The organism is Yoonia litorea (assembly GCF_900114675.1).
Lineage (GTDB): Bacteria > Pseudomonadota > Alphaproteobacteria > Rhodobacterales > Rhodobacteraceae > Yoonia > Yoonia litorea.
Genome location: NZ_FOZM01000001.1, coordinates 803,341 through 816,278 on the forward strand (window position 1 = coordinate 803,341; position 12,938 = coordinate 816,278).

15 protein-coding genes are annotated in these 12,938 nt (G+C 60.4%); all 15 read left to right on the forward strand.

The window, feature by feature from the left end; translation table 11 throughout:
* Positions 1–6: 6 nt before the first annotated feature.
* The 15 genes from BM316_RS04215 to BM316_RS04285 all read left to right on the forward strand — a co-directional run bounded on the left by BM316_RS04215 (position 7) and on the right by BM316_RS04285 (position 12,906).
* A complete protein-coding gene (locus tag BM316_RS04215; protein ID WP_090204367.1) occupies positions 7–1,170 on the forward strand; it encodes an isovaleryl-CoA dehydrogenase in 1,164 nt (387 codons plus the stop codon).
* Positions 1,167–1,652 carry a lysozyme inhibitor LprI family protein gene (locus tag BM316_RS04220; protein WP_090204370.1) on the forward strand — a complete coding sequence of 162 codons (486 nt, stop codon included), beginning with the start codon at positions 1,167–1,169 and terminating at the stop codon, positions 1,650–1,652. The genes BM316_RS04215 and BM316_RS04220 overlap by 4 nt, the downstream gene beginning before the upstream one ends.
* Before the next feature lie 11 nt (positions 1,653–1,663).
* Positions 1,664–2,212, forward strand: a complete 549-nt coding sequence (locus BM316_RS04225) for a hypothetical protein (protein WP_090204373.1) — start codon at positions 1,664–1,666, stop codon at positions 2,210–2,212.
* The gene (locus BM316_RS04230; protein ID WP_242649742.1) at positions 2,212–2,502 is read left to right on the forward strand and encodes a hypothetical protein; all 291 of its coding nucleotides are present in this window, start codon (positions 2,212–2,214) and stop codon (positions 2,500–2,502) included. The genes BM316_RS04225 and BM316_RS04230 overlap by 1 nt, the downstream gene beginning before the upstream one ends.
* A complete protein-coding gene (locus BM316_RS04235; protein ID WP_090204379.1) occupies positions 2,499–4,061 on the forward strand; it encodes a carboxyl transferase domain-containing protein in 1,563 nt (520 codons plus the stop codon). The genes BM316_RS04230 and BM316_RS04235 overlap by 4 nt, the downstream gene beginning before the upstream one ends.
* An 87-nt stretch (positions 4,062–4,148) precedes the next feature.
* A complete protein-coding gene (locus tag BM316_RS04240; protein WP_090204382.1) occupies positions 4,149–6,059 on the forward strand; it encodes an acetyl-CoA carboxylase biotin carboxylase subunit in 1,911 nt (636 codons plus the stop codon).
* Positions 6,056–6,925, forward strand: coding sequence for a hydroxymethylglutaryl-CoA lyase (locus BM316_RS04245; RefSeq protein ID WP_090204384.1), 870 nt, complete (start codon positions 6,056–6,058; stop codon positions 6,923–6,925). The genes BM316_RS04240 and BM316_RS04245 overlap by 4 nt, the downstream gene beginning before the upstream one ends.
* Positions 6,922–7,707 carry a crotonase/enoyl-CoA hydratase family protein gene (locus tag BM316_RS04250; protein ID WP_090204386.1) on the forward strand — a complete coding sequence of 262 codons (786 nt, stop codon included), beginning with the start codon at positions 6,922–6,924 and terminating at the stop codon, positions 7,705–7,707. Before BM316_RS04245 ends, BM316_RS04250 begins: the two co-directional genes overlap by 4 nt.
* A gap of 64 nt (positions 7,708–7,771) precedes the next feature.
* Positions 7,772–8,689, forward strand: a complete 918-nt coding sequence (locus tag BM316_RS04255; RefSeq protein ID WP_090207516.1) for a hypothetical protein — start codon at positions 7,772–7,774, stop codon at positions 8,687–8,689.
* Positions 8,690–9,060: 371 nt separating this feature from the next.
* Positions 9,061–9,426, forward strand: coding sequence for an NADH-quinone oxidoreductase subunit A (locus BM316_RS04260; protein ID WP_090204388.1), 366 nt, complete (start codon positions 9,061–9,063; stop codon positions 9,424–9,426).
* Positions 9,417–9,947 (forward strand): NuoB/complex I 20 kDa subunit family protein, encoded by a 531-nt coding sequence (locus tag BM316_RS04265; protein ID WP_207493619.1) that lies wholly within the window; start codon positions 9,417–9,419, stop codon positions 9,945–9,947. Before BM316_RS04260 ends, BM316_RS04265 begins: the two co-directional genes overlap by 10 nt.
* Positions 9,948–9,965: 18 nt before the next feature.
* Entirely contained in the window at positions 9,966–10,577 is a 612-nt protein-coding gene (locus BM316_RS04270) for an NADH-quinone oxidoreductase subunit C (RefSeq protein ID WP_090204390.1), read from the forward strand.
* The gene (locus BM316_RS04275; protein ID WP_090204393.1) at positions 10,577–11,470 is read left to right on the forward strand and encodes a sulfotransferase; all 894 of its coding nucleotides are present in this window, start codon (positions 10,577–10,579) and stop codon (positions 11,468–11,470) included. Before BM316_RS04270 ends, BM316_RS04275 begins: the two co-directional genes overlap by 1 nt.
* Before the next feature lie 3 nt (positions 11,471–11,473).
* On the forward strand, positions 11,474–12,712 hold the full coding sequence (locus tag BM316_RS04280) for an NADH-quinone oxidoreductase subunit D (protein ID WP_090204396.1): 1,239 nt from the start codon (positions 11,474–11,476) through the stop codon (positions 12,710–12,712).
* Positions 12,709–12,906: a hypothetical protein gene (locus BM316_RS04285; protein WP_090204399.1), complete on the forward strand. Its 198-nt coding sequence runs from the start codon at positions 12,709–12,711 to the stop codon at positions 12,904–12,906. The genes BM316_RS04280 and BM316_RS04285 overlap by 4 nt, the downstream gene beginning before the upstream one ends.
* Positions 12,907–12,938 lie beyond the last annotated feature (32 nt).

The following is a 12,938-nucleotide window of genomic DNA, read 5'->3' on the forward strand; positions in this document are numbered from 1 at the left end:
CCGTTGATGTTTCACGCATCCATGCAGTTCGATCTTGGTGAGGACGTGAACGCCTTGCGCGACATGGTGCATGACTGGGCGCAGACCCGTGTCAAACCAATGGCGGCCGACATTGACCGCGAGAACCTGTTTCCAAGCGCGCTCTGGCCCGAAATGGGCGAGTTGGGCTTGCTGGGCGTCACCGTCGATGACGCATACGGCGGCGCAGGTATGAGCTATCTTGCCCATACCGTTGCGATCGAGGAAATCGCGCGTGCCAGCGCCTCTGTCGCGCTGTCCTACGGCGCGCATTCGAACCTGTGCGTCAATCAGATCAAGCTGAACGGCACTGACGCGCAGAAGGCAAAATACCTGCCACGCCTGATCTCTGGCGAGCACGTCGGCGCGCTGGCTATGTCCGAGGCAGGGGCAGGGTCTGACGTGGTGTCGATGACACTGCGTGCCGAAAAGCGGAATGATCACTACCGGCTGAACGGGAATAAATACTGGATCACGAATGGGCCGGATGCCGATACGCTGGTGGTCTATGCCAAGACCGACCCCGATGCCGGGTCTAAGGGGATCACGGCCTTCCTGATCGAAAAGGAAATGACAGGTTTCAGCACCTCGCCGCATTTCGACAAACTGGGCATGCGCGGGTCGAACACTGCAGAGCTGATCTTTGACGATGTTCAGGTGCCCTTCGAGAATGTGCTGGGAGAAGAGGGCAAGGGCGTGCGCGTCCTGATGTCGGGTCTTGATTACGAACGTGTGGTGTTGGCGGGCATCGGTCTGGGGATCATGGCCGCCTGTCTGGACGAGGTGATGCCCTACATCTCAAGCCGCAAGCAATTCGGCGAACCCATCGGCAATTTCCAACTGATGCAAGGCAAGATCGCCGATATGTATACGGCGATGAATTCGGCGAGGGCCTACGTCTATGAGGTCGCGCGCGCCTGTGACCGCGGAACGGTGACGCGTCAGGATGCGGCGGCCTGCTGCCTCTATGCCTCCGAAGAAGCAATGAAACAGGCGCATCAGGCCGTGCAGGCGATGGGTGGTGCTGGGTTCCTGAACGATGCGCCCGTGGCGCGGATTTTTCGCGATGCAAAGTTGATGGAGATCGGGGCTGGCACCTCGGAAATCCGCCGGATGCTGGTCGGACGTGAGATGATGGGAGCGATGGGATGATCCGCGTCCTTACCTTTCTGGTCTTGGCCGCCCCAGCCGCCGCGCAGGAGTTTACAGTGGATGCGCACATTATCGACCGCTGCCGCGCTATTCAGGAAGATCCGATGGTCTGCGTTGGGCGCGAGGCGGACCGCTGCACACAAGAACATGGCGGGGGCGCGGATATGATGCTCGCGGCCTGCACCTTCGCCGAGGCCGAGGCTTGGGACGACTCGCTCAACGCTGCCTACCGCGAATTGCAGCGACTTGCCCGAGAAAGAGAAGATTGGGATGTTGGATACGAGTCCGGTGCCTTGCTGATCGGCCTGCGGGATATGCAACGGGCCTGGATCACCTATCGCGATGCGGTTTGCGCAAATGCTGTAGCGCTCGCCAAACCCTTCGGATCAGCGGCAGGTGTGGCCGAGGCCGAGTGCCTGCTTGAAGAGACAGCGCAGCAGTTCATCAAGCTCAACCAGATGCGCTGGGACTATACGCAATGAGGTGGAAAGGCATGATGCGTCAACTGATCTTTGCAGTGGTCCTGCCGGTCGCGGTGCAAGCGCAGGACTTCGGGCCTCTGCCCACGTTCACGTTGGATGGCGTCGTGGCTTCGGCTGACGAGGTGCACGCCTGTATCGAAGAACAAGCCGCGCTGGGTGCCAATGCGCTGGTGGGCCGCAACGCGCGGGACTGCATCGGACGTGAGGTCGACCTTTGCACCGCAGCACGCGAGGCCTGTGCGGCATTGGAGCAATCCTACTGGGAATGGCGGATCGCCCGGACGTATGACGGTTTACAGGCTTGGGTCGATGATCGTCCTGACGTGGCAGCCTCAGTGCAAACGGCGGTCGCCAATCCGGCAGCGGCAACGGCAAACGTGCCGCTTGAGTGTCAGTTGCGGATTGCCGAAGGGCAGGGCGATGAAGCCGCACCCTCTGCCATGGCAACCTGCATGATGCGTGAAACCGCATTGATTGCAGTGGAGCTGGAATTCTCCGTCAGAGAGGCCTGCGAGACTGCAGAAACAGGTGCATTCGCCGCCTATTGCGGGCGCAATTGATGCGGTGGTTCTATTTCCTGCCGGTGGCCGTTCTGGTTGCCTATGCGGCCTATCTGGGCTGGCAGCGCGGACAGCTGCCAAGCGAAACCGAAATCATCAACCGCTATGCGGCGCTCTATCTTGAAATGGCACCGGAAGGGGCTGCACTGACGGACTGCGCCGCCGCCCCGCATCCGAATGCAGGCGTGCGTATGGTGATCACCTGCAGCCATGCCTCTGGACTGGTCACGACCTATTTCGTCGGCCCGCGCGGTGAGGCGCTGCCGGAACCTCAGGGGCCAACAGCATGACCGACCGTGCCAAACACGAAGCGGCTTTGGCCGAAGTCTCTGATGCGGCGGCGCTGGCGGCGGCTGGCGGAGGTGAGGCCGTGCGCGACCGCCATTTGGCGCGCGGCAAGATGCTGCCACGCGACCGTGTGGCAGGCTTGCTGGACCCCGGCAGCCCGTTTCTTGAGATCGGGGCTACGGCTGCGCACGGGATGTATGGTGGTGCAGCCCCCTGTGCCGGTGTGGTCGCAGGCGTTGGGCGGGTGCATGGCCAGCAGGTGATGGTCGTGTGCAATGATGCCACCGTGAAAGGCGGCACCTATTATCCGATGACCGTCAAGAAACATCTGCGCGCGCAGGAAATTGCGGCGCAGTGTCATCTGCCGTGCGTCTATCTGGTGGATAGCGGCGGGGCGAACCTGCCCAATCAGGACGAGGTATTCCCTGACCGCGATCACTTTGGTCGCATTTTCTACAATCAGGCGCAGATGTCGGCGGCGGGGATTGCGCAGATTGCCGTGGTTATGGGCTCATGCACGGCGGGCGGGGCCTATGTACCGGCGATGGCCGATGTGTCGATCATCGTCAAAGAACAAGGCACGATCTTTCTTGCGGGGCCCCCGTTGGTGAAAGCGGCAACGGGCGAGGTCGTCTCTGCCGAGGCGCTGGGCGGCGGTGACGTGCATACGCGTCTGTCCGGCGTGGCCGATTATCTGGCCGAAGACGATGCCCATGCATTGGCATTGGCGCGGCAAGCGGTCGCCTCATGTGCGATAGAAAAACCTATTTCAGTCAAACGGTTACCTTCTGAACCTCCTGCAATTGATCCGGCGACGCTGTTTGATGTGGTGCCAGCAGATTTGCGCACGCCTTACGATATTCGCGACGTGATCAGGCGTATCACGGATGGGTCAAGATTTGATGAATTCAAGGCGCGGTTTGGCGAAACGCTGGTGTGTGGCTTCGCCCATATCGACGGCTGGCCTTGTGGGATTGTCGCCAACAACGGGGTGCTGTTTTCGGAGAGTGCCCAGAAGGGGGCGCATTTCGTTGAACTGTGCAGTCAGCGCAAGATTCCGCTGGTTTTCCTGCAGAATATCACCGGCTTCATGGTGGGCCAGAAATACGAGAACGAAGGCATCGCGCGGCACGGGGCCAAGATGGTGACTGCGGTCGCCACAACCAAGGTGCCGAAGATCACGATGGTTGTTGGCGGCTCTTTCGGCGCTGGAAATTATGGCATGGCAGGAAGGGCTTACAGTCCGCAGTTCATGTGGTCATGGCCGACCTCGCGCATCTCTGTCATGGGCGGCGAGCAGGCCGCGGGCGTGCTGGCGACTGTCAAGCGCGACGCGATTGAGCGCAAAGGCGGGGCGTGGTCGGACGCGGAAGAAACGGCCTTCAAACAGCCAACGATTGATATGTTCAACACGCAATCACACCCGCTTTATGCCTCTGCGCGACTTTGGGATGACGGCATTATTGACCCGCGCAAATCGCGTGAGGTGCTGGCCTTGTCACTGGCTGCAGCCCTGAACGCACCCATTGAGGAGACACGCTTCGGCGTGTTCCGGATGTGATGGAAGTGGCATACACAGCACGTACACAAGCTGTACACAGGCTGTACACCGACTGTGCAGACACCTGTGCAGACATGGAGGTGGTCCATGTTTGACACAATCCTCATTGCCAACCGTGGCGAGATCGCCTGCCGGGTGATCAAAACGGCGCGGGCGATGGGTGTGCGCACGGTGGCGGTCTATTCGGATGCAGATGCGCAGGCCTTGCATGTCGCGATGGCGGATGAGGCTGTCCATCTTGGCCCTGCACCAGTGGCAGAGAGTTATCTGCGCGGCGATCTGATCATTGAAGCTGCGCGTCTCACCGGCGCGGAGGCGATTCATCCGGGCTATGGCTTTCTGTCGGAAAACCCGGACTTCGTTGAGGCCGTCGAAGCGGCGGGATTGGTCTTTATCGGACCATCGGCCAAGGCGATCCGTGCCATGGGGCTGAAGGATGCGGCCAAGGCGCTCATGGCCGAGGCGGGTGTGCCTGTCGTGCCGGGATATCACGGCGCAGAGCAGGACCCTGCCTTTCTGGCGGACCGTGCTGCCGAGATCGGCTATCCGGTCCTGATCAAGGCGGTCGCTGGCGGCGGCGGCAAGGGGATGCGCCTTGTGGAAGCGGCATCGGATTTTGAAGAAAACCTGAGTGCGGCGCAGGCTGAAGCCAAGACAGCGTTCGGCAATCCGGCTGTGTTGATCGAGAAATACATCCAGAGCCCACGCCATATCGAAGTGCAGGTCTTTGGCGATGGCACCCAAGCCGTGCATCTGTTCGAGCGGGACTGCTCGCTTCAGCGTCGCCACCAGAAGGTCATCGAGGAAGCGCCTGCGCCCGGGATGACTGACGCGGTGCGCGCGGCCATGGGGGAGGCAGCCGTCAGGGCCGCCGAAGCGATCGGCTATGCCGGTGCTGGCACGGTTGAATTTATTGTCGACGGGGCGAACGGGCTGCGCACCGACGGTTTCTGGTTCATGGAGATGAACACCCGTTTGCAGGTCGAGCATCCCGTGACCGAGGCGATCACGGGTGTTGATCTGGTGGAATGGCAGTTGCGGGTCGCGGCGGGCGAAGATTTGCCAGCGTCTCAGGATGATCTGAAAATCACAGGTCATGCTTTCGAGGCTCGGCTTTATGCCGAGGATGTCCCGGCGGGCTTCCTGCCTGCCACCGGGCGGATTGATCACCTGTCGTTCCCTGACCTTGCGCGGATTGATAGCGGGGTGCGGGCAGGGGATGAGATTTCCCCTTGGTATGATCCGATGATTGCCAAGGTGACGGTGCAGGGCCCTGATCGGGGCAGCGCGTTGCGCAAACTGCGCGCGGCGCTCGACCGGACAGAAGTGGCGGGCACAGTCACGAACATTGATTTTTTGCGCAAGCTCGCACGCGATGACGGGTTTGCCGCTGCTGCGTTTGATACCGGACTGATCGCTGCGCGCGGTGCCGGGCTAAGCAATGCGGTTCTGCCGACCGCACGCGAGGTCGCTGTGGCGGCGGTGACAGCCGCAGGCATCACGCCTGAGCCTTTGCAGGGCTTTTCGCTATGGGCGCCGTTGCGGTGGCGTATCACGCTGGATTGCGCAGGTCGGACCTATGCGCCACAGATCGAGATGCTGGCACCGGACCGTTGCCGCGTAACACTGGAGGATGCGCACGACACCTTAGCGTGGTGGGGCGGGACGTGGGGATTGCCTGCTTTGCGTCACGGCGGTTACGTCACCGTCTTTGGTGCGGCCACCCACAGCTTTGCGATTGTCGATCCGCTGGCGCGGGATACCGCGGCTGAAGGGGGTGATACAGTCATGGCTCCGATGCCGGGGCTGGTGACGGCTGTCGTGGTCAAGGCAGGGCAGGCGGTCACGGCTGGTGACAGGCTCGTTGTGCTAGAGGCGATGAAGATGGAGCATGTGCTACGCGCACCGCGCGACGGTGTCCTGGCCGAAGTGGCTGTCGCCCAAGGCCAGCAGGTGGCAGCGGGCGATCTGGTTGCAGCACTGGAGCCAGAGGCATGAGTGGCGCCGCGCCCGAATTTGTGCGCATTCACGAGGTTGGCCCCCGTGACGGGTTGCAGAACGAGCCACGCGTGATCCCACTGGGCGAAAAGCTGGCGCTGATTGATCTGCTGGCCCGATCGGGGCTGCACGAGATTGAGGTGGGCAGTTTTGTGCACCCCAAGCGGGTGCCGCAGATGGCAGAGAGTGACGCGCTTTTGCAGGCCTTGCCGGTGGCGGACGTGCGCTATGCGGTGCTGGTGCCCAATATGCGCGGGTGGGACCGCTTCGTGGCTGCACGACAGGATGGGGTGGCCTATTCGGTTGCGGTTTTCATTTCAGCTTCGGAAGGGTTTTCGCAAAGCAATCTGGGCTGCACGATCAATCAGTCGATTGACCTTTTGCGCCCCGTCGCAGAGGCGGCTGGCGCGGCGGGTGTACATCTGCGGGGCTATGTCTCTTGCGTGACGGATTGCCCGTTCGACGGACCGGTGTCGCCCGATCAGGTGGCCGATGTGGTTGGGCGCTTGCGTGAGGTGGCGGCAATGCCCGTGTCGTTGGGCGACACCATTGGCAAGGGAACACCGGGGCGCGTGGCCCGCATGATCGAGGCGGTGCGCGCCGTTGTGCCGGTGGATGATCTTGCGGGACACTTCCACGATACCGCAGGACAGGCGCTTGGGAATATTGAGGCGGCCCTTGATCTGGGGTTGCGTGCCTTTGATGCGGCGGTGGGCGGTTTGGGGGGATGTCCCTATGCGCCCGGTGCACCGGGCAATGTGGCGACGGAGGCTGTGCTCGATCTGATGGCTGAGCGCGGGTTTGAAACCGGGGTTGATCGGGACCTGATCGGGCAGGCCGCCGAGATGGCGAGGGCAATGCGATGATTGATCTGACAGTTGATGCGCGCGGTGTCGCGACGCTCACCCTCAACCGCGCTGACAAGCACAACGCACTGTCGCAGGCGATGATCGACGGGCTGGCGGATGCCGCGAAAGACATCGCGGCGAGAGACGATATCCGTGTGGTCGTGCTGACAGGAGCGGGGGCCTCTTTCTGTGCTGGCGGCGATCTTGGCTGGATGCAGGACCAGATGCGGGGCGACGACAGCGTGAAACGCGCAGCGGCGACGTCGCTGGCGCAGATGCTATTTGCGCTCAATACCTTGCCGCAACCGGTGATCGGTCGGGTGCAGGGCAATGCCTTTGGTGGCGGCGTGGGGCTGGCATGTGTCTGTGATCAGGTGATTGCGGATGCGCAAGCGCGCTTCGGGCTGACAGAGGTGCGGCTTGGCCTGATCCCGGCCACGATCGGGCCATATGTGCTGGCGCGCATGGGTGAAGCGAAGGCGCGGCAGGTCTTCATGTCTGGGCGGATTTTTGATGCCGCTGAGGCGCAGTCGCTGGGGATCGTGAGCACTTGTGTTGCCGCTGAAAATCTGGATGCGGCGGTGGCAGCGGCGGTGGCGCCCTACCTCAGGGCCGCGCCGCAGGCTGTGGCCGCGGCGAAGGCATTTGCCCGAAAACTGGGCCCTGTTATCAATCAGGAGACGATCACGGCGTCGGTTGACGCATTGATCACGCAATGGAAATCGGAGACTGCAGAAGAAGGCATTTCCGCCTTTTTTGAACGCAGACGGCCCCGATGGGACGCTGAATCTGACGGGTAATGCCCGATTTCCGTCTCACTTATGAACACTTTGCTAAGCATTTTGACCCTAGATGGAGTTCAAGATGCATATTCAATGGCCCTCATTTGACCAGATGACCTATCGCGTGATGCGGTTGCGCCGCTTGCTTGCGGTGGCAATGATGATCCCGCTGATCGGGCTGCTGTCAGTGTCATGGGCCTATCCGGATGTCCTGTCTGCGGCCCATGCCAGCATCGCGGCCTGCGGGCTTGCGCTTTTGCTGGTGGCACATGTGGTGATCTTCCCCAATGTGACGCTTGAAACCCTCGCACTGGCATTTGCCGCAACGGGGCTTGTCGTCATCATGCCGTTGATCAAGGCACTTGCTGTCTGGGCACCGGTCGAGCAACAATCGGGCGCGCTTCTTTTGCTGGTGGCCTTTGCGGTTGCCCTTTGCGGTGTCGTGATGATCCTGTGCCAGATCCTGCTTGGCGGGATCATTTATGCCGGTCCAACGGTCAAGCGTGTGATGGTGGCCAGTCAGACTGTTGAGTGCAGTGCAAAGTTCGCGCTGCAGCAACTCTCGCTTGCGCCCAATTCGCGCCGCGGACGCCTGCTGGCAGGTGAGGTTGACGACAACGGCTTCTTTGATGTGGCCGTGGCGACCATGGGCCATGATGGCACGCCTGAATGCATCCGTGTCGATGCCAAAGTGCTTGAGTCAAATTCCGACCAGCATGACGTCATGCTGATCAGCCGCTCTGGTGCTGTGACTGTGACCTCTTTGAGAGTGACCCCTGTGGCAGGCGGTGCCTCGGTTGAGGTGCGCGATATGCCGGGTGACTTTACGCTGGGCATGTATCTGCTTTTCTGGCTGACCGATCAGCAGGCCGACACCCTGACCGAAATGACCGATCTGATGGCCGGTCGCGAAGGGCGGGCAAACGGGTTGTCACATCACATCTCGCTCACATCGGTGGCGGGGGCGCTCTTGTCGCCGCGCGCGCCAATGATCGACTAGACGCGCAGCCCGCGCCTTTCCGCAACCTTCTGTCTCATTCTTACCTGCCATGTCATGCGGCCTTGAATGGCCGTTGGGGCCTGTCGGATGGATGGGTGATGGCTGTCGCCGATGCGGCAAATGCTTGCAAAACTGTCGTTGCGTGGTGGTATGGGCAGGGTGCAGCGGGCTTATGGTGACATTGGGACGGACACCTGAGCGGAGGCTATAAATGGCTGGTCTGGCTTGAACGCGCCGCAGCATCTGTCGTTTTTCGGAAATTTGAACATCTGCGACACCGCGCTTGGTTGACCCTTGGCAGGTGCAAGGCTATTCAGCGGGCAGCCAACACCGGCGTGCCTTTGTGCGCGCTGAGCCGAAAGGAACACCCCTTGCAGGAAATGCTTGCAGAATACCTGCCGATCTTGATTTTCCTGGGCCTTGCGATTGCTCTGGGCCTGATCCTGATCCTGGCAGCAGCTATCGTCGCCGTCCGCAACCCCGACCCTGAAAAGGTCTCTGCCTACGAATGCGGGTTCAACGCCTTCGACGACGCGCGGATGAAATTCGATGTGCGCTTCTACCTCGTTGCGATCCTTTTCATCATCTTTGACCTCGAAGTGGCCTTTCTCTTCCCTTGGGCGGTGGCCTTCCAGGAAGTGAGCATGGTCGGTTTCTGGTCGATGATGGTTTTCCTCGGGGTCCTCACCATCGGCTTTGCCTATGAGTGGAAGAAAGGAGCGCTGGAATGGGAGTGATGACAGGCACATCTGTCGGCGCCGACAAAGAACATGGCGCGCAGCTGATCAATTCGGAACTGCAGGACAAGGGTTTCCTTGTCACTTCGACCGCTGACATCATCAACTGGGCGCGGACAGGCAGCCTGCACTGGATGACATTCGGTCTGGCCTGCTGTGCGGTCGAGATGATGCACACCTCGATGCCGCGTTACGACCTTGAGCGATTTGGCACAGCGCCGCGTGCCTCCCCCCGCCAGTCAGACCTGATGATCGTTGCGGGCACTTTGACCAACAAGATGGCCCCTGCGCTGCGCAAGGTTTACGACCAGATGCCGGAGCCGCGCTATGTGATCTCGATGGGGTCATGTGCTAACGGTGGCGGTTATTATCACTACAGCTATTCGGTGGTGCGCGGGTGTGACCGTATCGTGCCAGTCGATGTCTATGTCCCCGGCTGTCCGCCAACCGCAGAGGCGCTGCTTTACGGCATCCTGCAATTGCAGCGCAAGATGCGCCGGACCGGAACGATCGTGCGCTAAGCGCCAGAGGATTTTGTTATGACTGAAGCCCTGCAAGAACTCGGCACCCATCTGGAGCTGAAGCGCACCGACTGCGTGCTGTCATGGGATGTTGCCAATGACGAGCTGACGGTCAACGTCGCGCCGTCCTCTCTGGTCAGCTTTGTCGAGTTTCTGAAAACCGATGCGACCTGCAAGTTTTCATCGCTGATCGACATCACTGCCGTTGACTACCCCAGCCGTGCGAAGCGGTTTGACGTGGTCTACCATTTCTTGTCGATGTATCAGAACCAGCGCATCCGCCTGCGTGTCCAGATCCGTGAAGAAGATATGGTGCCGTCGATCATGTCGGTGCACCCTTCGGCCAACTGGTTCGAGCGTGAAGTCTTCGATATGTTTGGCATTCTGTTCACCGGTCACCCTGATCTGCGTCGCATCCTGACTGACTATGGTTTCCGTGGCTTCCCGCTGCGCAAGGATTTCCCGACAACGGGCTATACCGAGGTGCGCTATGACGAGGTGCAAAAACGCGTTGTCTATGAACCGGTGAAGCTGGTGCAGGAATACCGCCAGTTCGACTTTATGTCGCCATGGGAGGGTGCCGAATACATCCTGCCTGGTGATGAAAAGAAAGAAGAGAAGGCCGGCTGATGGCCGCGCCGACGCTTCTTTTCGGGGTGGGTGCGACCAAGGCGGGGACGACCTGGCTTTATCGCTACCTCCACGATCATCCCGATTGCGGGATGCCTGCGGTGAAAGAAGCGCATTACTGGGACACATTCGCCGCGGACGGGCGTGAGAAACAGCTGACCGCCTTCCGGGTGCGCCTGCGCGAGATGCGGGCGCAAAAGCGCGATGCAGCAGCGCTGGGCCGTGGCTGGCAGGTCGATAATCTTGACCGCCGGATCAATGAGATGAAGGCGCTTGTCGCTGTCCTTGAAGAGGATCGGACGGGTGATGCGGGCTATCTTGCTTGGATGCAGGACGGGCGCGGAACGGCTGCTGTGGTGGCAGACATGACTCCCAACTATGCCACGCTGGACGACGAGACACTCGCGCGGATGCGTGATGCCGCACCGGGCGCGAAGTTCGTGTTCTTGATCCGTGATCCGCTGGACCGGCTGTGGTCCCATATCCGGATGCAGGCACGCCGCCAGCGTCAGGACCACGAGAAATACGAGAAGAAGTCGAACAATATCCTTTACCGGATTCTGAACCGCGGGCAGGAGACTCACATCCTTGAGCGTGGCGATTACCCTAAGATCATCCGCAAGCTGCGCCGTGTGATCCCTGAAGGGCGGTTGTTGATCCAGTTTTTCGAGGATTTGTTCACCGAAACGGGGTTGGCCCGCGTCTGTGCATTTCTGGGCATTACGCCCGTCAAGGCCCAGGTCGCAAAACCGGTCCATGAGGGCCCGGAAGTGGTGATGCTGGACAAGCTGCGTCCGCGCGCACTGGGCCTTTTGAATGAACATTATGAATGGGTGGCCCGCAACGTCGGGCCCCTGCCACAGCGGTGGCAAGACAATCTAGCGAGGGTTTAAGCCATGATGGACGGCGATATCCGTGTAAATACATATGACGACGGCTCGACCGATGCCGCAACGGATGAACAGCAGATCCGGAACTTCAACATCAACTTTGGTCCCCAGCACCCTGCGGCCCACGGTGTGTTGCGTCTGGTGCTGGAACTTGACGGCGAGATCGTAGAGCGCTGCGATCCCCACATTGGCTTGCTGCACCGTGGCACGGAAAAGCTGATGGAAAGCCGGACCTATCTGCAAAACCTGCCGTATTTCGACCGGCTGGATTATGTGGCCCCAATGAACCAGGAACACGCCTGGTGTCTGGCCATTGAAAAGCTGACTGGCACCGAAGTGCCACGTCGCGCAAGCCTGATCCGGGTGCTTTATTCCGAGATTGGCCGTGTATTGAACCACCTGCTGAACGTGACCACTCAGGCGATGGACGTGGGTGCGCTGACGCCGCCGCTTTGGGGCTTTGAAGAGCGCGAGAAGCTGATGGTGTTTTACGAGCGCGCCTGTGGTGCGCGCCTGCACGCAGCCTATTTCCGCCCCGGCGGTGTCCATCAGGACCTGCCTGACGAGCTGATTGAGGATATCGACGCCTGGGCCGTGGAATTCCCGAAGGTGCTGGACGACATCGACGGTCTGTTGACTGAGAACCGGATCTTCAAGCAGCGCAACGCCGATATCGGTATTGTCACAGAAGAGGACATTCAGGAGTGGGGCTATTCGGGCGTGATGGTCCGTGGCTCTGGCCTGGCGTGGGATTTGCGCCGTGCACAGCCTTATGAGTGCTACGACGAGTTCGAGTTCCAGATCCCTGTCGGCAAGAACGGTGACTGTTATGACCGCTACCTCTGCCGCATGGAAGAGATGCGCCAGTCGACCCACATCATCCGTCAGGCCTGCGAAAAGCTGCGCCACGAAAAGGGTGATGTGATGGCCCGTGGCAAAATGACCCCGCCGACTCGCGGTGAGATGAAGACCTCGATGGAGGCGCTGATCCACCACTTCAAACTCTATACCGAAGGGTTCCACGTGCCAGAAGGCGAAGTCTACGCGGCCGTCGAGGCGCCAAAGGGTGAATTCGGTGTCTATCTGGTGGCTGACGGAACCAATAAGCCATATCGTGCCAAGCTGCGCGCACCGGGCTATCTTCACCTGCAGTCGATGGATTACATCTGCAAGGGTCACCAGTTGGCTGACGTCAGTGCGATTATCGGCACCATGGATGTGGTGTTCGGAGAGATCGACCGTTGACCGTCGGGGATATCCTGCTTGGCCTGTTGATCGCCTGCGGCTTTTTCCTGTCAGCGGCGGTCAGCCGGATGTTTCGGCGGCGGATGTCGGGGATTGTCTTTGGTGGCGTGATCGGCATCGCCTTTTCGGTCACGGTGCTGATTTACGGATTGAACAACGTCTTTGCGATCGCTGAGACGGAGCTTGCAAATTAAGCCGGTTCCTCAAGGGGCCGCGTTGAACAAAT

Bases quoted from the DNA above. Each gene is read 5' to 3' on its own strand.
- BM316_RS04215 (WP_090204367.1), top strand. From the start codon at position 7: ATGTTTCACGCATCCATGCAGTTCGATCTTGGTGAGGACGTGAACGCC.
- BM316_RS04220 (WP_090204370.1), top strand. From the start codon at position 1,167: ATGATCCGCGTCCTTACCTTTCTGGTCTTGGCCGCCCCAGCCGCCGCG.
- BM316_RS04225 (WP_090204373.1), top strand. From the start codon at position 1,664: ATGATGCGTCAACTGATCTTTGCAGTGGTCCTGCCGGTCGCGGTGCAA.
- BM316_RS04230 (WP_242649742.1), top strand. From the start codon at position 2,212: ATGCGGTGGTTCTATTTCCTGCCGGTGGCCGTTCTGGTTGCCTATGCG.
- BM316_RS04235 (WP_090204379.1), top strand. From the start codon at position 2,499: ATGACCGACCGTGCCAAACACGAAGCGGCTTTGGCCGAAGTCTCTGAT.
- BM316_RS04240 (WP_090204382.1), top strand. From the start codon at position 4,149: ATGTTTGACACAATCCTCATTGCCAACCGTGGCGAGATCGCCTGCCGG.
- BM316_RS04245 (WP_090204384.1), top strand. From the start codon at position 6,056: ATGAGTGGCGCCGCGCCCGAATTTGTGCGCATTCACGAGGTTGGCCCC.
- BM316_RS04250 (WP_090204386.1), top strand. From the start codon at position 6,922: ATGATTGATCTGACAGTTGATGCGCGCGGTGTCGCGACGCTCACCCTC.
- BM316_RS04255 (WP_090207516.1), top strand. From the start codon at position 7,772: ATGCATATTCAATGGCCCTCATTTGACCAGATGACCTATCGCGTGATG.
- BM316_RS04265 (WP_207493619.1), top strand. From the start codon at position 9,417: ATGGGAGTGATGACAGGCACATCTGTCGGCGCCGACAAAGAACATGGC.
- BM316_RS04270 (WP_090204390.1), top strand. From the start codon at position 9,966: ATGACTGAAGCCCTGCAAGAACTCGGCACCCATCTGGAGCTGAAGCGC.
- BM316_RS04275 (WP_090204393.1), top strand. From the start codon at position 10,577: ATGGCCGCGCCGACGCTTCTTTTCGGGGTGGGTGCGACCAAGGCGGGG.
- BM316_RS04280 (WP_090204396.1), top strand. From the start codon at position 11,474: ATGATGGACGGCGATATCCGTGTAAATACATATGACGACGGCTCGACC.